Annotated in this window: 16 protein-coding genes and 1 pseudogene; 8 read left to right on the top strand and 9 right to left on the bottom strand. The window is 69.0% G+C overall.

Annotated elements, in window-relative coordinates; translation table 11 throughout:
• A pseudogene (locus HMPREF3014_RS06670) lies at positions 1-313 on the bottom strand (spermidine/putrescine ABC transporter substrate-binding protein PotF); the annotation flags it as partial.
• A gap of 10 nt (positions 314-323) precedes the next feature.
• Entirely contained in the window at positions 324-1,364 is a 1,041-nt protein-coding gene (gene aphA, locus HMPREF3014_RS06665; protein ID WP_003105417.1) for an acetylpolyamine amidohydrolase AphA, read from the bottom strand.
• A gap of 209 nt (positions 1,365-1,573) precedes the next feature.
• Here aphA and HMPREF3014_RS06660 point away from each other — a divergent pair, with 209 nt between their 5' ends.
• The 3 genes from HMPREF3014_RS06660 to HMPREF3014_RS06650 all read left to right on the top strand — a co-directional run bounded on the left by HMPREF3014_RS06660 (position 1,574) and on the right by HMPREF3014_RS06650 (position 5,799).
• Positions 1,574-3,997 carry a DUF3772 domain-containing protein gene (locus HMPREF3014_RS06660; RefSeq protein WP_023087625.1) on the top strand — a complete coding sequence of 808 codons (2,424 nt, stop codon included), beginning with the start codon at positions 1,574-1,576 and terminating at the stop codon, positions 3,995-3,997.
• Positions 3,998-4,063: 66 nt separating this feature from the next.
• Positions 4,064-5,005: a class I SAM-dependent methyltransferase gene (locus HMPREF3014_RS06655; protein ID WP_023087626.1), complete on the top strand. Its 942-nt coding sequence runs from the start codon at positions 4,064-4,066 to the stop codon at positions 5,003-5,005.
• A 35-nt stretch (positions 5,006-5,040) separates the two neighbouring features.
• Positions 5,041-5,799 carry a nucleotidyltransferase domain-containing protein gene (locus tag HMPREF3014_RS06650; RefSeq protein WP_003122959.1) on the top strand — a complete coding sequence of 253 codons (759 nt, stop codon included), beginning with the start codon at positions 5,041-5,043 and terminating at the stop codon, positions 5,797-5,799.
• Positions 5,800-5,818: 19 nt separating this feature from the next.
• On the opposite strand, the gene HMPREF3014_RS06645 is transcribed toward HMPREF3014_RS06650, so the two are convergent.
• Complete coding sequence (locus HMPREF3014_RS06645) at positions 5,819-7,774, bottom strand: UvrD-helicase domain-containing protein (RefSeq protein WP_019726021.1); 1,956 nt, start codon at positions 7,772-7,774, stop codon at positions 5,819-5,821.
• Between the two features lie 170 nt (positions 7,775-7,944).
• On the opposite strand from HMPREF3014_RS06645, the gene HMPREF3014_RS06640 reads away from it, so the two are divergent.
• Positions 7,945-8,172 carry a hypothetical protein gene (locus HMPREF3014_RS06640; protein WP_003082927.1) on the top strand — a complete coding sequence of 76 codons (228 nt, stop codon included), beginning with the start codon at positions 7,945-7,947 and terminating at the stop codon, positions 8,170-8,172.
• A 130-nt stretch (positions 8,173-8,302) separates the two neighbouring features.
• On the opposite strand, the gene HMPREF3014_RS06635 is transcribed toward HMPREF3014_RS06640, so the two are convergent.
• A complete protein-coding gene (locus HMPREF3014_RS06635; protein WP_017148881.1) occupies positions 8,303-8,935 on the bottom strand; it encodes a TetR/AcrR family transcriptional regulator in 633 nt (210 codons plus the stop codon).
• Positions 8,936-9,027: 92 nt separating this feature from the next.
• Here HMPREF3014_RS06635 and HMPREF3014_RS06630 point away from each other — a divergent pair, with 92 nt between their 5' ends.
• Positions 9,028-9,693 carry an O-methyltransferase gene (locus tag HMPREF3014_RS06630; protein WP_003082920.1) on the top strand — a complete coding sequence of 222 codons (666 nt, stop codon included), beginning with the start codon at positions 9,028-9,030 and terminating at the stop codon, positions 9,691-9,693.
• A 77-nt stretch (positions 9,694-9,770) separates the two neighbouring features.
• Positions 9,771-10,178 carry an ester cyclase gene (locus tag HMPREF3014_RS06625; protein ID WP_003145185.1) on the top strand — a complete coding sequence of 136 codons (408 nt, stop codon included), beginning with the start codon at positions 9,771-9,773 and terminating at the stop codon, positions 10,176-10,178.
• 27 nt (positions 10,179-10,205) lie between these two features.
• Here HMPREF3014_RS06625 and HMPREF3014_RS06620 read toward each other — a convergent pair whose 3' ends face one another.
• Positions 10,206-13,493: an acetyl-CoA carboxylase family protein gene (locus HMPREF3014_RS06620; RefSeq protein ID WP_023087627.1), complete on the bottom strand. Its 3,288-nt coding sequence runs from the start codon at positions 13,491-13,493 to the stop codon at positions 10,206-10,208.
• A 204-nt stretch (positions 13,494-13,697) separates the two neighbouring features.
• On the opposite strand from HMPREF3014_RS06620, the gene HMPREF3014_RS06615 reads away from it, so the two are divergent.
• Positions 13,698-14,618, top strand: a complete 921-nt coding sequence (locus tag HMPREF3014_RS06615) for a LysR family transcriptional regulator (protein ID WP_016851841.1) — start codon at positions 13,698-13,700, stop codon at positions 14,616-14,618.
• 15 nt (positions 14,619-14,633) lie between these two features.
• On the opposite strand, the gene HMPREF3014_RS06610 is transcribed toward HMPREF3014_RS06615, so the two are convergent.
• Positions 14,634-14,975 carry a hypothetical protein gene (locus tag HMPREF3014_RS06610; RefSeq protein WP_003082903.1) on the bottom strand — a complete coding sequence of 114 codons (342 nt, stop codon included), beginning with the start codon at positions 14,973-14,975 and terminating at the stop codon, positions 14,634-14,636.
• 80 nt (positions 14,976-15,055) lie between these two features.
• Positions 15,056-15,688 (bottom strand): response regulator, encoded by a 633-nt coding sequence (locus HMPREF3014_RS06605; RefSeq protein WP_003082901.1) that lies wholly within the window; start codon positions 15,686-15,688, stop codon positions 15,056-15,058.
• A gap of 145 nt (positions 15,689-15,833) precedes the next feature.
• Here HMPREF3014_RS06605 and HMPREF3014_RS06600 point away from each other — a divergent pair, with 145 nt between their 5' ends.
• Positions 15,834-17,456 carry a two-component system sensor histidine kinase gene (locus HMPREF3014_RS06600; RefSeq protein ID WP_014603138.1) on the top strand — a complete coding sequence of 541 codons (1,623 nt, stop codon included), beginning with the start codon at positions 15,834-15,836 and terminating at the stop codon, positions 17,454-17,456.
• A gap of 26 nt (positions 17,457-17,482) precedes the next feature.
• Here the strand turns inward: HMPREF3014_RS06600 and HMPREF3014_RS06595 are convergent, their stop codons facing one another.
• Together HMPREF3014_RS06595 and HMPREF3014_RS06590 are read right to left on the bottom strand one after the other, a co-directional pair.
• Positions 17,483-17,899, bottom strand: coding sequence for a hypothetical protein (locus HMPREF3014_RS06595; protein ID WP_003082897.1), 417 nt, complete (start codon positions 17,897-17,899; stop codon positions 17,483-17,485).
• 15 nt (positions 17,900-17,914) lie between these two features.
• Positions 17,915-18,169 (bottom strand): hypothetical protein, encoded by a 255-nt coding sequence (locus tag HMPREF3014_RS06590; RefSeq protein ID WP_009314835.1) that lies wholly within the window; start codon positions 18,167-18,169, stop codon positions 17,915-17,917.
• Positions 18,170-18,279 lie beyond the last annotated feature (110 nt).

Here is an 18,279-nt window from a genome sequence, read left to right as displayed (position 1 = left end):
TCTTCCAGTTCGGCAGCTTGCTCTTGTCCAGCGGCTGGAACACCTCGGCCTTCAGGTAGTTGGGCAGGAAGCTGTCGCTGGGCACCACCAGGTCGTAGCCGGAATGCCCGGACAGCAGCTTGGCCTCGAGCACCTCGTTGCTGTCGTAGACGTCGTACTTCGGCGCGATGCCGGTCTGCGCCTGGAAGTTCTTCAGGGTGTCCGGGGCGATGTAGTCGAACCAGTTGTAGATCCGTACTTCCGGCGCGGCCTGGACCAGCCCGGCGGAAACGGCCAGCGCGAGGCCGGCCAGCAGCTTGCGAGTCGATTGCATGCTTCGCTCCTCAGCGGGCCGCGCCTTCGTAGCCCTGCAGCACGTTGACCGCGTTGATGCCGATGGCTTCCACCGCATAGCCGCCTTCCATGATGAACAGGGTCGGCAGGCCCAGCCGGGCGATGCGCTCGCCCATCCGCAGGTAGTCCGGCGAATCCAGCCTGAACTGGGAGATCGGGTCTTCCTTGTAGGTGTCCACGCCGAGGGAAATCACCAGGGCATCCGGGGCGTAGCCGGCGATCCGCACGCAGGCGTCGTCGAGCGCCGCCGACCAGAGGTCCCAGCCGCTGCCATGGGCCAGCGGATAGTTGTGGTTGCAGCCCTCGCCGGCGCCTTCACCGCGCTCGTCGGCGTAGCCGAGGAAGTACGGGTATTCGACCCGCGGATCGCCATGGATCGAGGCGAACAGCACGTCGTCGCGGCGGTAGAAGATATCCTGGGTGCCGTTGCCATGGTGATAGTCGACATCAAGGATCGCCACGCGCCGGGCGCCCTGGTCGAGGAACGCCTGGGTGGCGATGGCGGCATTGTTGAGGAAGCAGTAGCCGCCCATGAAGTCGCCACCGGCGTGATGGCCCGGCGGACGGCAGAGAGCGAAGGCGCTGCGGGCGCCCTGGCGCATATGCTCCTGGGCGGTCAGCGCGACCTGGGCGGAGCTGTAGATGGCCTGCCAGGTGCCGGCGGTGATCGGCGCCTCGGTGTCGAAGCTGTAGTAGCCCAGCTCGCCCATCAGCGCCGTGGGGATCGGCCCGTCGCGGCGCAGGCGGCGGCCGGGGAAGGTGGTGGACACCAGGTCGCCGCTGTGGCCTTCGGCGGTCCAGCGGGCCCAGGCGCCCTGGAGGAAGTCCAGGTAGGCGGCGTCGTGGATGCGCAGCAGCGGCTCGCGGCCGAAATCCTTCGGCGCGATCACCTCGCCAAGGTTCTGCGACTTCACCCGGGCCAGCACGGTGTCGGCCCGGCTGGGCATTTCGAAACAGGGTTGCAGCTTGCCGTCGACCAGTTCCGACTGGCCGAAGTGCAGACGATGATCGTCGCTGTAGACGCTCAGCATGGAGAGACCTCGCAGGTTTCTTGTTCTTGGTGGAGGGATTCTGCCCAGCGCGCGGTCGCGGCAAAACGGCGGCGGCGGCCAAAAAGGGATCGATATGGCCAGAATACATGTCCCTTTAGCGCCGCCTGGCGATTATCGACGCGGGGAATTACTCGGCGTCCGCGCCGGTCCATACTGCTTGAGCCAGTCAGGATCGAAAGGGGGATTCGATGAGGCGCGCCAGCCTGCATATGTTGCTCTGCCAGTTCGCCATGGCCCTTGGCCTGCTCCTGAGCCTGGGCAGCGAGGCCTGGGCCGCCAGGCCGGCTCCGCAGGCGGCCGTCGACCTGGAAGCGCCGGCCGCCCTGGCCGAGGACGCCAGCCTCGACCAGCTCAACGCGCAACTCGACCGGATCCGCCAGCGCGTCACCGCCGACGCCAGCGACGACCTCCTCGCCGAGTTGCGCCAGAGCGCGCTGCAAGTCCAGCGCCAGGCCGACGCCCTGCTCGCGCTGCGGGTGGCCGACATCGAGCGGCTCGACGATCAGTTGAAAGTGATCGGCCCGCCGCAGCCCGACGAGGCGGAAAGCCTCGCCGCCCAGCGCCAGGCCCTGACCCGGCAGAAGAACGCCCTGCTCGACGACGAACGCCAGGCCACCCAGCTCGGCCAGTCGTCCCGCGACCTGGCAGCACAGATCGTCAACCTGCGCCGCAGCCTGTTCAACTCGCAGATCAGCAGCCGCGCGGCGACACCGTTCAGCCCGAGCTTCTGGTCGACCCTGATCCGTCCCACCGACGACGACCTGCGCCGGCTGGACAAGCTGAAGGCGGAGGCCCTGGTCGCCTTCGACAGCGCCATCGCGCCCGGACACCGCTGGGCCTTCGCCGGAACCCTGCTGGCCACCGTGCTGGTCTGGAGCTTCGGCCGCCGCCTGCTGGAGCGCATGCTTACCTGGGCGATGATCCGCTGGCTGCCGGAAGGCCGCCTGCGGCGCAGCGCCCTGGCCCTGGCGGTCGGGCTGGCGACCATCCTGACCATCGTCGGCGCGGTGTCGCTGATGCGCTGGGGCCTGGAAAGCAACGCCAGCCTGAGCCCCGACATGGCCAGCCTGACCGATCAACTGGTGAGCCTGGCGACCTTCTGCGCCTTCATCGCCGGCCTCGGCCGCGCCCTGCTGATGCTGCCGCGACCATCCTGGCGGCTGCCGGCGATCCCAGACAGGATCGCCAGCGCCCTCGGCCCGTTCCCGGCGATCCTCGCGGTGGCGCTGATGCTGGTGGCCACCGAGGAACGGATCAACAGCGTCACCGGCACCAGCCTGGCCCTGACCGTCGCCCTCAACGGCCTGACCGCGCTGGTCACCGCGCTGATCTTCGCCACCGCCCTGCTGCGCTACCACCATGTGCGGCGCAAGCACGACCTGGAGCGGCCAGGCGGGATCGCCGGGCTGATCCCCTTCGTCGCCTCGGTATGGATCGCGGCGATCCTCCTCGCCCTGTTCACCGGCTACCTCTCGCTGGCCTACTTCCTCACCGGCAAGCTGCTGTGGATCAGCGTGATCGCGGCCACCACCTACCTGCTGATCGCTTTCTTCGGCGACATCTGCGAAACCCTGCTCTCGCCCAAGCATCCCAGCGGCCTGGCGCTGGCCAATGCGCTCGGCCTGTCGCCGCGCCACCAGGCCCAGGCCAGCACGGTGCTGGCCGGGGTCGGCCGCACCCTGCTGCTGCTCACCGCGCTGCTGCTGGCCTTCCTTCCGGTCGGCTCGAGCCCCAGCGAACTGCTGCAGGGCTTCACCCAACTGGGCGAAAGCAGCAAGACCCTGGGCAACCTGAACATCGTCCCGCAGGACATCCTGGTCGCCCTGCTGCTGTTCGTCGGCGGCCTGTTCGCCCTGCGCATCGTCAAGCGCTGGCTGAGCGAGCGGTTGCTGCCGGAAACCAACATGGACGCCGGCATGCGCGCCTCGCTGGTGACCCTGGTCGGCTACCTCGGCTTCGTGCTCCTGGCGATGCTGGTGATGTCCACCCTGCGCATCAACCTGACCAGCCTGACCTGGGTGGTCAGCGCCCTCTCGGTAGGCATCGGCTTCGGCCTGCAGGCCATCGTGCAGAACTTCATTTCCGGCCTGATCCTGCTGACCGAGCGGCCGGTGAAGGTCGGCGACTGGGTCAGCCTGGGCGGGGTGGAGGGCGATATCCGGCGGATCAACGTGCGCGCCACCGAGATCCAGATGGGCGACCGCTCCACGGTGATCGTGCCGAACTCGCAGTTCATCTCCCAGACCGTGCGCAACGTGACCATGGGCAATGCCCTCGGGGTGGTCGGGGTGAACCTGACCCTGCCGCTGGACACCGACGCGATGAAGGTCCGCGAACTGCTCCTGCAGACCTTCGCCGAACACCCGGCGATCCTCGACGCACCGGCGCCCTCGGTGACGTTCAAGGATCTCGCCAGCAACGGCCTGGTGCTCAACGCCAGCGGCTTCGTCAACAGCCCGCGTTCGGTGGCCGGCGCGCGCAGCGACCTGCTCTTCACCATCCTCGACCGCTTGCGCAGCGAAGGCATCGCGCTGTCCTCGCCGCAGAGCCTGCTGATGATCCAGGATGGCGGCCCGGCCAACGCCGCGCCTGCGCCCGCGACGCCCGATTGAAGCGAAGGGGCGGACTGGCCGTCACGCAACGGGTAGAATCCGCCCCTTTTTCAACGCCGAACCGCCATGAATCGCGAAGCCCTCGATACCCTCCTCCAGCACCTGCTCGCCGCGCTGTCCCCGGCGCCGGCGGAGACCCGCCGTCTGTTCCATGGTCGCGGCCGCTGCTGGCCGGGCCTGGAACAATTGACCGCGGACTGGCTGCAGGGCGTCCTGCTGGTGACTCTGTTCAAGGAGCCGCAGCCGGAGGAACTGGAGGCCTTGCGCCGGACCCTGGGGCAACTGACCACGGCGCCGGCCTGGGCTGCGAGCCAGGGCCGGCACCTGGTCCTGCAGCACCGCTACCGCCCAGACAGCGCCTGCGAATGGCTTTCGGGCGAGCCGCTGGAAACCTGGGACATCGTGGAAAACGGACTGCGCTTCCGCCTCGACCTGGGGCGCAACCAGAACACCGGGCTGTTCCTCGACATGCGCCTGGGCCGCCGCTGGGTGCAGGAGCAGGCCGCCGGCCGCCGCGTGCTCAACCTGTTCGCCTACACCTGCGGCTTCTCGGTGGCGGCCATTGCCGGCGGCGCCAGCCAGGTGGTCAACCTGGACATGGCCCGCGGCCCGCTCAACCGCGGCCGCGACAATCACCGCCTGAACGGCCACGACCTCGGCCGGGTGAGCTTCCTCGGCCACGAACTGTTCAAGTCCTGGGGCAAGCTGCGCAAGCTCGGCCCGTACGACCTGGTGATCGTCGATCCGCCGAGCTTCCAGAAAGGCAGCTTCGTCCTGACCCAGGACTACCGCAGGATCCTCCGCCGCCTGCCGGAACTGCTGGTGCCCGGCGGCACCCTGCTGGCCTGTATCAATGACCCGGCCATCGGCCCCGACTTCCTCCTCGAGGAAACCGCCCGCGAGGCGCCGTTGCTGCACTTCGTCGAACGCCTGGAGAATCCGCCGGAGTTCCCCGATGTCGACCCCGCGGCGGGCCTCAAGGCGCTGCTGTTCCGCAACGCAGGCTGATCGACGCGCGGGCGGCGTGTCGCTAGGCTGTCGGCATGGACATGCCCGATGGCTTCATCCCCCTGCCGCCACGCGTCGAACCGCAGGCGGCCTTTCGCCCCCTGCTCGACGACCTGCGCCGAACCCTGGCCCGGCCTCCGTTCGAGCGGGCCGTGCACAGCGTCTACCTGTACGGCAGCGTCGCCCGCGGCGAGGCCATCACGGGGCGCTCCGACCTCGACCTGACCCTGGTCCTGCGCGACCCGCCCAGCCCCGAACTGGCCGCGCAACTGGAAACCGCGCGCCTGGCATTGCAGGCGCGCCACCCGGAAGTCAGCAAGATCGATTTCGATATCGGCCACCTGGACCAGGCCCGCGATCCGGCCAACCGCGATAGCTGGGGCTATTGGCTCAAGCACCGCTGCCGCTGCCTGTGGGGCGAAGACCTGGCCAGCGACCTGCCGCCCTTGCGTCCGGCGAAAGCCATCGCCCTGGCCCTCAACGGCGACTATGCGCAGGTGCTGGAAGACTATGCGCGACGCCTGGAAAGCGCGTCCTCGGAGGAGGAGCGCCGCCGCCTGCAACGAGAAGCGGCGAAGAAGCTGATCCGCTCCAGCGACATCCTTCGCGGGGAGACGGAGAGCGTCTGGCCGGAGACCCTGGAGCATTACCTGGCGCTGTTTCGCGCGCGGCACCCCGGACAGGCGCCGGCCCTGGAATATTTCAAGGCCGTACTGGACGACCAGGTCACCGACCCGGCGGTGTTCATCGAGCGCCTGCGCGCATTCAGCGCCTGGATGCAGCGCCAGGCGTAGCCCGCCGAGACGGTCGTCCTCAGCGTCGGGCCAACAGGGCCGTGGCGCCCTGGGCCTTGCGCGTGTACCAGAGCACCCGGCTGACGCCACGGGTAATCGCCACGTAGGCCAGGCGCAGGCTTTCGTCCTCCATGGCCTGGTCGTAGCTGTTGCGGAAGAAACCCGAAGCCGCGTACAGCGCGTTGCGCAACGGATGCTTCTCGCCCGGCAGGCAGTCGTCGACGACGATCGCCACTTCGGCCTGGAGGCCCTTGGCGCGATGGATGGTCATGCCCTTCACCGGCAGCGCGCGATCCAACTCCGCCTGGATCGCCTGCAACGGCTCGTTGCGCCGGCTCAGCAACAGCACCGCGGTGCGCTCGCTGCTCTCGCGAGCGGCGGCGTGCTCGCACTGGGCGCGGATTTCCGCCAGTAGCTTCGGCAGTTGCGCACGCAGGTCGAAACGCTGCACCAGCTTCACGCCATGGTCGCCCGGCTGGATCGGGCGGAACGCGCGGCAGGTCTTGTCCTGCTTGAAACGCACCCCGGCCAGCACCTTCTCGCCGTCGCGAATGATCGGTTCGACGGAGCGGTAGTTGGTTTCCAGCACCAGCAGCGCGCTCTTGCGTCCCCGCCCACGCGAGGGGAAGTGCCGGTCGAAGTCGATGAACAGCTCCGGCGAACTGCCGCGCCAGCCGTAGATCGACTGCCAGTCGTCGCCGATGGCCATCAGGCTCGGCGCGGTGCCCTGGGTCGCCAGGCGACGGTGCAACGCCTGTAGCCAGAGGACGATCTGCGGCGAGACATCCTGGAACTCGTCGATCAGCAGATGGGTGAACGGCGCCAGCGCCGTTTCCGCCAGGGCCCCGCCGGCCATCCGCTCGCCGAGCTGCTGGAACGCGGCGTCGAAGGTCATCAGGCCCTCCTCGCGCAACAGCGCCTGGAACCTCGCCCAGAACAGTGCCATGGCTTCGACGAAGATCTTCTCGCGCAACCCGCATTCCAGCTTGCCGCTGTCCAGGCGTTCGACGCGCAGGCCCAGGCTCTCGGCGAACCCGGCCTGGGCATGGAAGGCTTCGTACAGCGGCAGCGCCTGGAACTCGCCGGCCAGCTTGAACGGCTCCAGCGGCGCCTTCGGCTGCCGTCGCGCGCCCTCTTCCGGCTCCGCCGGCGGCGGCAGTTCCAGCAGCTTGTGGGTCTTGGCGCGGAACGCCGGGCTTTCCGCGTAGCACTGCTGGTAGGCCTGCTTCAGCAGGCGCTGCTGGGCCGGACGCAGGCGTCCGGCGGCAAGGGGGTTGTCCGGCTCGGCGGCGGGGTCGCGGTCGTCCAGTTGTTCGAACCAGCGCGGATTGCCGAGCACCTCGCGGGCCAGGCTGCCGAGCGCCGAATGGAAAGTGCGCACGCACTGCCGCGCCTGGGCCGCGTCGAACGGGTACTGCCAGTGCGCGAGCAGCCGCAGCAATTGTTCGCGCAACTGCGTACAGGAGGCGTTGGTGAAGGAAATCACTGTCAGCCGCTGCGGCTCGACGCCCAGGTGGCAGAGCATGAACACCACCCGCAGGACCAGGGTGGTCGACTTGCCCGAGCCGGCACCGGCAAAGATCCGCGCCAGCGGCTGGCGGCAGAGGATCATCGCCCACTGTTCCTCGGACGGCGGGCTGACCACACCGAGCGTCACGGCCTGCGCCACCTGCTCGCGCATGGTGCGCTCCTGGGATTCGTCGACCTTCAGTGCGGCAGCCGGATAGATTCCCTGCGGCGCGCCCTGCGAGGCGGCAGCGGGCTTGCGTGGGGTCCCCCGAACGGCGCCCTTCGCAGGCTTGCCGGCGGCCTTGGCCGGAGCCTTCGCGGCGTTCTTCCTGGAGCGGGCCTTGGCCGGCTGCAACAAGGCTTCGCGAGCCTCGCGCTCGGCCTGCAGGTAGGCGGTGGTACGCGGGAAACAACGCGCCAGGGCGCTGGAGAGCATCGACTTGTAGCGCCGTACGGCAGACAGCATCGGGGACCGGTCCAGACAAAGCATGTGGCTGAATCATAAGTGTTTTCCGCCCTCGGCCGACAGTCGGACGCGGACCGCCCATCGCGCCAGGGCAACCCTTGCGCGACCGCGCCGGTCTACCCTTCGGGCCCTGCCGGCCTGCCAACTCAGCGAAAACAAGGAGCCTACCCATGAGCGATTGGGCAATCACCTACAGCAAGGACGAAGCCACCGAGCGCCAAGTCCTGCCGTTCCCCCACAAGCCGAGCCCCGAAGAGGTCGCCGAGCACCTGCTGGAATGGGCCGAGGCCAACCTCAAGCCGGGCCACTACAGCACCGGCAAGCTGGAAAGCGACGAGCCGGCGGAACTGCTGCTGCGCCGCTTCGGCATCGTCGTCACCGGCATCGCCGAAGCCTGATCCCTCCCGCGACCGGCAGACGCCGGTCGCTTCCGCCGATAAACGCCTGCTCCGCCAAGCCTACGCACGCGCCAGCCGCGTACCTGGGCCGCTGGGCCAAGCGACGGTTTTGCTCCGGCCACCCGGCACCTCAGCGCTCGTCAAGGGCGGCGAGATAGGCGCAGAGCATATCGGCCAGGGCCTCGGCGTAACGCTCGATCTCCGCCTCGCTGCGCGGCTGTTCGGAGAACTGCTTGCCGACCGCGCCGAGGGTGGTGGTGAGCAAGTCGCCGGCCAGGCTGCGCTCGGCCTCGGCGACCTCCGGCAAGGCCTCCCGGAGAAACACCTGGAACACCCGCGCGCCCTCCGCCTTCACCTCCCGCGCCTCGTCGGCGTCGCGATACAGCGGCGCCGCGTCGCTCAGCGCCACGCGTATCGCCGCCTCTTCGCACTCCGAGCGCACGAATGCCAGCACCAGCCGGCGCAAGCGCGCCAGCGGCGGCCGGGTGGTGTCCTCGAGGATCTCGCCGAGCAGACGCGTGGTGCGCCGCCACTCGTCGCTTTGCAGGCGGAAGAGGATCGCCGCCTTGTTCGGAAAATACTGGTACAGCGAACCGATGCTCACCCCGGCGCGCTCCGCCACCCGCGCGGTGGTGAAACGTTGCGCGCCTTCGCTGGCCAGAACCTGAACAGCCGCCTCCAGGATGCTCGCCACCAACTCACTGGAACGGGCCTGCTGCGGCTGCTTGCGCGAGGAAATACGCGGGTTTCGCTTGTCGCTCATGGAAGGCTCCGGAATGCGAATGGCGGAATGCGATGAATCCGTCGCATTCTAGGTCCACGCACTTACGCGCTCAAACATTCCCGGAGCCATCCATGAATACCCTCACCAACGCCCCGCTCGCCGATCTCCTGCAACGCCTGTTCGCCGAAGCCGAAGCCAGCGCACCGGGCGACAGTCCCGCCCTCGCCGACCTCTCGGAGGCCGAACTGAAGCGCCTCATGGGCAGCAAGACCGAATACCGCGAGTTCTACGGTCGCCTGAAGGACCTGGCGCTGCCCGTCTCCCGCGAAACCGGCTGCCTGCTCTACATGCTGGCGCGCAGCAGCTCGGCGCGCAGCATCGTCGAGTTCGGCACGTCCTTCGGCCTGTCCACCCTGCACCTCGCCGCAGCGCTGCGGGACAACGGCGGTGGCCGCCTGATCGGCAGCGAGTTCGAACCCTCCAAGGCCGAGCGGGCACGGCGCAACCTGGCCGCCGGGGGGCTGCTCGACCTGGTGGAACTGCGCGAGGGCGACGCCCTGCAAACCCTCGCCAAGGACCTGCCGGACAGCATCGACCTGGTCCTGCTGGACGGCGCCAAGGCGCTCTACCCGGAGGTCCTCGCCCTGCTGGAAAGCCGCCTGCGCCCCGGCGCGCTGGTGATCGCCGACAACGCCGAGCATAGTCCCGAGTACCTGGCCCATGTCCGCTCGCCGGCCAACGGCTACCTGTCGACGCCCTTCGCCGAGGATGTCGAGCTGTCCATGCGCCTGGGCTGAAGCCTAGCGACTGACGGCGTCTCGCGGGTTTGCTAGGGTCTGGCTCACGCCGCCCGGACAGCTCGAAGGAGACCCGCATGACCCGTGACCGACTCGCCGAGCGCTACCGCGCCTACATCGACTGCCTGAACCGTCAGGACTGGGCGCGCCTGGGCGACTTCGTCCATGACCGGGTGCGCTACAACGACGTGCAGATCGGACTCGACGGCTACCTGCGGATGCTCGAAGGCGACTTCCTGGCAATCCCCGACCTGCGCTTCGAGATCGAACGCCTGCTCGTCGATCCGCCGGGCGTCGCCTGCCGCCTGCACTTCGACTGCACACCCGGCGGCCGGCTGTTCGGCATCCCGGTCAACGGCCAGCGGGTACGCTTCGCCGAGAACGTCTTCTACGAATTCGAAGACGAGCGCATCGCCGGCGTCTGGTCGGTGATCGACAAGGCGGCGGTCGCCGCGCAGGTTCAGGCGACGCCGCCGTCGTCCTGAGGCGCCAGGGCACTGCGGGCCGACCATCTACCAGGTATCCACGAACGGCCGCTTGCGCCCCGCCCTCGGCGCCGGTTCTCCGGCGACGGCCAGGCCGCGCAGGAGCCAGGCGCGGGTCTCCGCCGGGTCGATCACCGCGTCGATCTCCAGGTAGCTGGCCATGTTCAGCGCCTTGCCGTTGCGGTAGGCCGTGTCCACCATGCCGCGGAACAGCGCCTCGCGCCGCTGGGGATCTTCCTCGGCCGCCAGCTCCTTGGCGAAGCCCAGCCGCACCGCGCCTTCCAGGCCCATGGCGCCGAACTCGCCGCTGGGCCAGGCGACGGTGAACAGCGGCGAATGGAAGCTGCCCGCCGCCATGGCCTGGGCTCCCAGTCCGTAGCCCTTGCGCAGGACCACGGTGAAGAACGGCACCGTCAGGCTGGCGGCGCTGACGAACATCCGCGAGACGTGGCGCACCGTGGCCTGTTTTTCCGCCTCCGGGCCGACCATGAAGCCAGGGGTGTCGCAGAGCGAGACGATCGGGATGTCGAAGGCGTCGCACAACTGCATGAAGCGCGCGGCCTTGTCGCCAGCCGCGGCATCGATGGCGCCGCCGAGATGGCCAGGGTTGTTGGCGATCAGGCCGAACGCCCGGCCCTCGATGCGCAGCAGCGCGGTGACCAGGCCGGGAGCGAACTGGCGCCGCAGTTCCAGCACGCTGCCCCGGTCGGCCAGGACCTCGATCGCCTGGCGGATGTCGTAGGCACGCAGGCGGTTCTCCGGCACCAGGTGGCGCAACTCGCGCTGGTCGGCGCAACTCCAGTCGGGCAGCGGGCCCTGGAAATAGCCGAGATAGCGCCTGGCCACCGCGACCGCTTCGGCCTCGTCCTCCACCAGTACGTCGATCACTCCGTTGGGCCCCTGCACGCCCGTCGGACCGACCTCCTCGGCGGCGAAACGGCCCAGGCCGCCGCCCTCGATCATCGCCGGGCCGGCCATGCCGATGGTGGCGTCGCGGGTGGCGATGATCACATCGCAGCAGCCCAGCAACGCGGCATTGCCGGCGAAGCAGCGACCGGAGACCACTCCCACCAGCGGCACCAGCCCGGAGAGCCGGGCCATGCCGACGAAGGTATGGCAATCGAGGCCGGCGACGCCGACGAAATCGGTATCGCCCGGGCGCCCGCCGCCGCCCTCGGCGAACAGCACCAGCGGCAAGCGCCACTGTTCGGCCAGGCCGAGCAGGCGGTCGGTCTTCTTGTGGTTCATCACCCCCTGGGTGCCGGCGAACACCGTGTAGTCGTAGGCCAGTACCAGGCAACGCGCGGCCTGCACGCCGAAGCTGGCGGCCCCCACCGTACCGGTGCCGGCGACCAGGCCATCGGCGGGGCTCAGCTCCAGCAACTCCTCGGCGGAGCGCCGGCGACGCTGGGCGGCCAGGGCGAAACCGCCATATTCGCTGAAGCTGCCCTCGTCCAGCAGGTCGAGCACGTTCTCCCGCGCGGTACGCTGTCCGGTCTTGCGCCGCCTGGCCAGCGCCTGCGGACGACGCTCGTCGCCCAGCGCTGCCTGGCGCTCGAGTACCTCGGCGAGATCGGCGCGGATATGCGCCAGGTCCAGCGCCTGTTCGGTCGGTGCCTGCTCGTCGTCATCCTCCGTCGGTTCGAGGAACAGCAGCGTCGCGCCCTCCTCCAGAGGCTCCCCGAGGCTCGCCGCGAGTCGCCGGACGATACCGCCGCCGGGTGCCTTGACCTCGAATTCCATCTTCATCGCTTCCAGGATCGCGACCCGCTGGCCGGCACGCACCCGTTCGCCCTCGGCCACTTCCAGGGCCACCAGCACCCCGCTGCTCGGCGCAGACAGCGGCAGGCTGCCGAGTGGCGCCTCGACCCGCGCAGGCGCGGCGTCCTCGGCGAGCGGGCACTCGGCGCGGAGCCGCGGATGGCTCGCCGGGATAGGCGCCAGCAGTGTCTCCAGGTGGCTTTCGACGAAGCGGGTGTCGACCCGGTTGGCCTGTACCGCCGGATGCAGCAGAAGGTTGCGCAGCAGATCCAGGTTGCTCGCCACGCCCTCCAGGCGGAATTCGCAGAGCGCCCGGTAGGCCCGGCGCAACGCGGCGGGATAATCCGCACCGCGCACGACCAGCTTGGCCAGCAGCGAATCGTAGCTGGGGCTGACCCGATAGCCGGCATAGCCGTAGCCGTCCACCCGCAGGCCGGGACCGCTGGGCGGTTCGTAGGCGCCGATAGTGCCCACCGCCGGACGGGCGCTGCCGTCGGCCGCCAGGGTCTCCAGGTTGATCCGCAGTTGCACCGCGCAGCCGCCGATCGCCGGCGGTCGCTCCAGGCCGAGGGCGGCAAGCTCCATGCCGGCGGCGAGACGCAACTGGGCGTGCAGCAGGTCGACCCCGGTGACTTCCTCGGTGACGGTGTGCTCCACCTGGATGCGCGGATTGGCTTCCATGAAATAGAAGCGCCCGGGGCGCTCGTCGTCGACCAGGAACTCGAAGGTACCGATCCCCCGATAGCGCACCGCGCCGGCCATGCGCAGGGCGCAATCGATCAGCGCCTCACGAGTGGCCTCCGGCAGGTCCGGGCTGGGGGCGATCTCCAGCAGCTTCTGCTGGCGCCGTTGCAGGCTGCAATCGCGCTCCCAGAGGTGGCTGACCGCACCGCTGCCGTCGCCGAGCACCTGCACCTCGATGTGCCGCGCCCGCGCTACCCGTTGCTCGACGTATAACTCGTCCCGGCCGAACGCCGCCTGCGCCTCGGCACGGCAGCGGCGGTAGGCATCGGCCAGTTGCGCAACCTCCTCCACCGCGCGCATGCCACGTCCGCCGCCGCCGGCAAGGGCCTTGAGCATCACCGCGGCGCCATCGCCGAGCCCTTCCAGGAACGCCTCGGCCTCTTCGACGCTGACCGCACGGTTGATCCCGGCCACCAGCGGCACCTCCAGGCGCTCGGCCAGGGCGCGCGCGGCAGCCTTGTCGCCGAACAGGTCGAGCACTTCCGCTTGCGGCCCGACGAAGTGGATGCCCGCGCGCTGGCAGCGACGGGCGAATTCGCCGTTCTCGGCGAGGAAACCGTAGCCCGGATGGATCGCCTCGCAGCCCTGCTCCAGGGCCAGCGCGACCAGCCGATCCATGTCGAGATAGGCCGCCACGCCACGGCCGGCCAGCGGCAGCGCGACATCGGCCTTGCGCACGTGCAGGGACGCGGCATCGTCTTCCGCGAACACCGCCACCGAGCGGATACCCAGGTCGGCGCAGGCGCGGGCGATGCGAATGGCGATCTCGCCGCGGTTGGCGATCAGCAAGGCGTTGAAGGGAGCGGTCACGGCAGGTTCTCCGGGGAGCGGGTCAGGCGGCCGGCGAAAGGAACTGGCCCGGCGGCGCGTTGGTCATCGTCGCAGGCATCTTAGGCAGCCGAAGGAAGCGGCAGAACTGAGGCTTATTCATCGAAATCCATGAAGCCTATGCATGGTTCTATCGGCGAGCATGCCTGCTAGGCTGGCGCCTTCCCCAGACAGGCGCGCGCAAACATGAATCAGCCACATGAATGGTCGCCCCTCAGCCGTTTCGATCTGAACCTGTTCCGGGTCTTCGAAGTGGTCTATCGAGAACGCAACCTGACCCGCGCGGCGGGCCTCCTGCATCTCAGCCAGTCGGCCGTCAGCCACGCCCTGGCGCGCCTGCGCGACCAGCTCGGCGACCCGCTGTTCGTCCGCCAGGGGCGCGGGGTTGCGCCGACGCCGCTGGCCGAGCGACTGGCGCCGGGCATCCATGACGCCCTCGCCGGCCTGCACCGCAGCATGAATCGCTGCCAGACGTTCGACCCTCGGCGCGACGCGCGGACCTTCCAACTGAACATGCCGGAGCAACTGGAGCCGCTGGTGCTCCCGGCGATCCTCGCCCACCTGCGCCAGGCCGCGCCGCGCATCGAGATACGCTGCAACAGCCTGCACTGGGCGGACCTGAAGGCGGAACTGGGCGCCGGACGCATCGACCTCGCCATCGAGATCGCCCGGCCCACCGACGCCGCCCTGCGCCGCCAGCACCTGCTCGACGACAGCCTGTGCGTGATGGCCGGGCCGGGCTTCGCCGGCGACCTGAGTGCGGAGGAGTACCTGGCGGCGGACCATGTCGCGGTGACCTCGCGGCGACGCGGCATCTGCATCGAAGACCTGGCCCTCGGCCACCTCGGCCTGGCCCGCCAGGTGCGCCAGCGCTGCCAGCACTACCTGTCGGCGGCGTTGCTGGTGGCCCAGGGCGGCTACCTGCTGACCCTGACCCGAGGCTACGCCGAACTGATCAACCGCGGCCTGGGCAACCGCCTGCTGCCGATGCCGCTGGCCCTGCCAGCGGTGACTCTGAATCTCTACTGGTCGCGCCAGGCCGACGACGAAGCCGGCAGCCTCTGGCTGCGCGGCGAACTGGCGGAGCTGGCGACGCGCCTGCGCTGAGCGCGGGCGCTGCGACTAGGGCTTCGCCGCCTTGGCGCGGGCCTTCTGCAGCCACTGCCCGGCCTTCGCCGAACACTCCGTGACATAGGTCGTATCGATCGCGCAGCGCTCCCCGGTGGCCTTGAGCAGGTAGGCGGCATCGGCTACCTCGTAGTCGGTGTGCCGGCGCGGCGTACCGTTCGCCTGGGATTCGCGTTCGTCCTCGCGGATGTCGCAGTACAGCGCATTGCTGCGGGCGAACAGTTCGAGGCACTCGGCATCCTTGCCCAGCAATGGGTTGGCGCTGTCCTCGGCGGACTTGGAGCAGCCGCCGAGCAGCAGGCAGGCACAGGCGATCGTGGCAAGCGGGCTACGCATGTGTCCGTTTCCTTGGCCATGGAGAGTGCGCCATTAAAACAGCCCCGGCGCCTCGGCGCATCCGCGGCGTGCCCATGGTGCTACTCCGCATCCCCCTGCCCCAGCAGCGCCCGGTACTTCACCGCCGCCGCGGTCCGCGACGGCACGTCCAGTGCCCGCAGCAGCGACGACACATGGATGCGCACCGTGTAGTGGGAGATGTCCAGGGCGCGGCCGATCTCCTTGTTGCTCTTGCCCTGGGCCAGCAGGCGCAGGACATCCAGCTGGCGCTCGGTGAGCCCCTCCAGGCGCGGGCTGGGCTGCAGCGGCAGGAGACCGGAGGGTTCGTAGCGCACCAGCACTTCCCCGGCGCGGATGGCCAGAATCGCCTGGCCGAGTTCCTCGGGCGCGATGCTCTTGCCGAGGAAGCCGTCGGCCCCTGCATTCATCACTTCGCCGATGAGCTGCGGGTCGTCGACCATCGAGACGACGATCAGGGTGGTGCGCGGGAACTGGCGGCGCAGGTCGGCGAGCATCTCGATGCGGGTCAGGCCGGGGAAACGCAGGTCGAGGATCAGCGAATCGGGCTGCTCGCCTTCGCCAGCCAGGCGCAGGACCCCGGCGAGATCGCCGGCCTCCTCGATCCTGGCCTCGGGCAGCAGGCGCTGGAGGATACTCAGCATGCCCTCGCGAAACAGCGGATGATCATCGGCGACGATGATGCGGCCAGTCATTCTTGTAGTCTCCAGGAGTCGCAGTTTCCGCCGCGCATGCTACCTTAGCCCGCTACCGCCGCGCCCACCCTTCGTCCGTCTTCGTGACGAAGGGGGCGAAACAGAGGAAAAGGCGCGCGGCGCTCCCATGCACACGGAGGTGCACATGAAGTTCGAGAAGAATACCGAGCTGGACCAGGCCAACCTGCGTTTGATCGTGGCCACCTGCGCGATTCTCTACGTGGTGCTGATCGGCCTGCTGCCCGGCCTGAAGGTCGAGACCTACCTGCCGATCGTTGCCTACTACGGCCTGTTCCTGATCGCCTCCATATTGCTGCGCCAGGCCATCGTGCGCTGGCCGGGGCACTACCCGGCGCGGCGGATCTTCTGCATGCTGCACGACTACGCCGGCACCTCGTTCGGCCTGATCGTGGGCGGCGAGGCAGCGCTGCCGCTGTACGCGGTGATGGTCTGGATCAACCTGGGCAACGGCATGCGCTACGGCTCGCGCTACCTGGCCATCGCCACCGCCCTGGCGCTGCTCGCGCTACTGGTCATCTATCGACTGACCCCGGCCTGGCAGGCTCAGCCGTTCATGGTGCTGATGCTGATGACCACCAGTACCGTCATTCCCTTCTACGCGCACCTCCTGCTGGAGCGCACGCGCAAGGCCACCGAGGAAGCGTTGCAGGCGAACCAGGAGAAATCGCGCCTGCTGGCCCAGGCCAGCCACGACCTGCGCCAGCCGATCCACTCCATCGGCCTGTTCACCGCCTGCCTGCGCGACGCCCGCCTGGGCGACGAGGAACGGCGCCTGGTGGACAACATCGACCGCTCGCTGCTCAACGTCTCGCAACTGTTCCGCTCCATCCTCGATCTCTACACCCTCGACAACGGCCGGCTCCAACCCAAGCAGGAGAACGTCCACCTGGGCGAGTTGCTGCGCGACCTGGTCCGGCGCAACGCCGAAGCGGCGCGCTGGGCCGGGGTGGAACTGCGCCTGCGCCCTTGCCGCCTGTGGACGCGAACCGATCCGGGGCTGCTGTCCACCATGCTGCAGAACCTGCTCTCCAACAGCCTCAAGTACGCCGCCGAGCGCCCGCTGCTGATCGGCGTGCGGCGGCGAGGCGACGGCCTGGCCGTAGCCATCTACGACCAGGGCAGGGGGATCGCGGAGGAACACCTGCCGCGGGTGTTCGAGGAGTTCTACCGGGTACGCGAGACGCGCGACCGCGACGTCGAGGGAATCGGCCTGGGGCTGTCCATCGTCCGCCGCCTGGGGCAGTTGACCGGGATCGAGGTGACGCTGCGCTCGCGGGTCGGACGCGGCACCGCGGTGACCCTGCACGGCCTGCCGGCGGTCGCCGCGCAAGCCCTGCCCCGCCGCGACGATCCCCTGCAGGCCGGCCTGCTCACCGGCTTGCGGGTGTGCCTGGTGGAAGATGATCGCAACGTCCTGCGCGCCACCTCGGCGTTGCTCGAACGCTGGGGCTGCACGGTCCAGGCGGAAACCGAGGCGGACGGCTGGCGAACCGATTGCGACATCCTCGTCGTCGACTACGACCTCGGCCCCCACGCCTCCGGCGTCGAGTGCATCGAGCGGGTACGGCGGCAACGCGGAGAGGCGATACCGGCGCTGGTGATCAGCGGCCACGACATCGAGCGTATCCAGGCCAGCGTCGAAGACACCGACATCGCCCTGCTCTCCAAGCCCGTGCGCCCCACGGAATTGCGCGCCACCCTGCGCGCCCTGCGCGAGCGCCCGGTGGCCGCCAGCCACGCTTCCTGAGACAAGGCAGGTCGAGGAGTTCAGGCCTACGGCGGGCCGTACTTGATGCCGGCGCAGCCGTGGGACAGCAGCAACTCGCCGTCGTCGGCCTCGAACTGGGTGATCCGCTTGCTCTTGTCGACGGTGACGGAAATGATGCAGCGATTGGGGTGGTTGACGGTATCCCAGTAGTTGGTGTTCACCATCACGTTGCCCTGCATCTCCGAGCTGGAGCCCACCACTTCATAGCGGGAATAGCTGGTGTCGGTGTACCACTGCATCACCACCTGCGAGCCGTCGGCGGTGCGCTCCATGTTCTGCGGCGTACCGAAGAAGGCTATCGCTTCCTCGGCGGAACGGCCCTTCCACTGGCTGCGGGCGTAGACCTCGGGCAGCGTGTCCATCTGGATGCAGCCGCCCAGGGAAAGCGACGCCAGTAACGGCGCGATGAATATCCGGCGCATGGGTTGACTCCGTGTCTAAGGGTTCTTCGGCGGGTTGCCAGGCAGCAGGTCGAAGGCTCGCAGGCCCGGCGCGGCGTCCTGCCCGGACGCTTGCGCGCGGTTCGCCTGCTCGGCCACGGCCATTCCGCTCTGTGCGCCGACGGGTTTCCTCGACGCCGCAAGCGAACGCCCACCGGCAGAGAACGACTCGCGCGCCGGCTCGTCGCCGCTGCCGAAGCACCACCAATCGCTGGCCTCCGGGCCGGTGGCGAGTACGGATTGCCGAGTCATGGTTCCTTCCAAGTCGCGTGCGTCCTGCACAACCGGTTTCCGCGAAACGCGGGGATCAAGGGCGGGACTATAGCGTCGCGGCGAAGAAGCTCGAATAGCACAGAGGTACT

This window comes from Pseudomonas sp. HMSC065H01, assembly GCF_001815235.1.
In the GTDB taxonomy this organism is placed as follows: Bacteria; Pseudomonadota; Gammaproteobacteria; order Pseudomonadales; family Pseudomonadaceae; genus Pseudomonas; species Pseudomonas aeruginosa.
Note: the sequence above shows the minus strand (reverse complement) of the source record. Positions and strands in the feature narration are given on the sequence as shown.

Coding starts and splice junctions, on each gene's coding strand:
- HMPREF3014_RS06610 (WP_003082903.1), bottom strand. CDS start 14,975: ATGCGTAGCCCGCTTGCCACGATCGCCTGTGCCTGCCTGCTGCTCGGC.
- aphA (WP_003105417.1), bottom strand. CDS start 1,364: ATGCTGAGCGTCTACAGCGACGATCATCGTCTGCACTTCGGCCAGTCG.
- HMPREF3014_RS06630 (WP_003082920.1), top strand. CDS start 9,028: ATGAATACCCTCACCAACGCCCCGCTCGCCGATCTCCTGCAACGCCTG.
- HMPREF3014_RS06635 (WP_017148881.1), bottom strand. CDS start 8,935: ATGAGCGACAAGCGAAACCCGCGTATTTCCTCGCGCAAGCAGCCGCAG.
- HMPREF3014_RS06600 (WP_014603138.1), top strand. CDS start 15,834: ATGAAGTTCGAGAAGAATACCGAGCTGGACCAGGCCAACCTGCGTTTG.
- HMPREF3014_RS06590 (WP_009314835.1), bottom strand. CDS start 18,169: ATGACTCGGCAATCCGTACTCGCCACCGGCCCGGAGGCCAGCGATTGG.
- HMPREF3014_RS06625 (WP_003145185.1), top strand. CDS start 9,771: ATGACCCGTGACCGACTCGCCGAGCGCTACCGCGCCTACATCGACTGC.
- HMPREF3014_RS06605 (WP_003082901.1), bottom strand. CDS start 15,688: ATGACTGGCCGCATCATCGTCGCCGATGATCATCCGCTGTTTCGCGAG.
- HMPREF3014_RS06615 (WP_016851841.1), top strand. CDS start 13,698: ATGAATCAGCCACATGAATGGTCGCCCCTCAGCCGTTTCGATCTGAAC.
- HMPREF3014_RS06645 (WP_019726021.1), bottom strand. CDS start 7,774: ATGCTGTCTGCCGTACGGCGCTACAAGTCGATGCTCTCCAGCGCCCTG.
- HMPREF3014_RS06650 (WP_003122959.1), top strand. CDS start 5,041: ATGGACATGCCCGATGGCTTCATCCCCCTGCCGCCACGCGTCGAACCG.
- HMPREF3014_RS06660 (WP_023087625.1), top strand. CDS start 1,574: ATGAGGCGCGCCAGCCTGCATATGTTGCTCTGCCAGTTCGCCATGGCC.
- HMPREF3014_RS06655 (WP_023087626.1), top strand. CDS start 4,064: ATGAATCGCGAAGCCCTCGATACCCTCCTCCAGCACCTGCTCGCCGCG.
- HMPREF3014_RS06595 (WP_003082897.1), bottom strand. CDS start 17,899: ATGCGCCGGATATTCATCGCGCCGTTACTGGCGTCGCTTTCCCTGGGC.
- HMPREF3014_RS06640 (WP_003082927.1), top strand. CDS start 7,945: ATGAGCGATTGGGCAATCACCTACAGCAAGGACGAAGCCACCGAGCGC.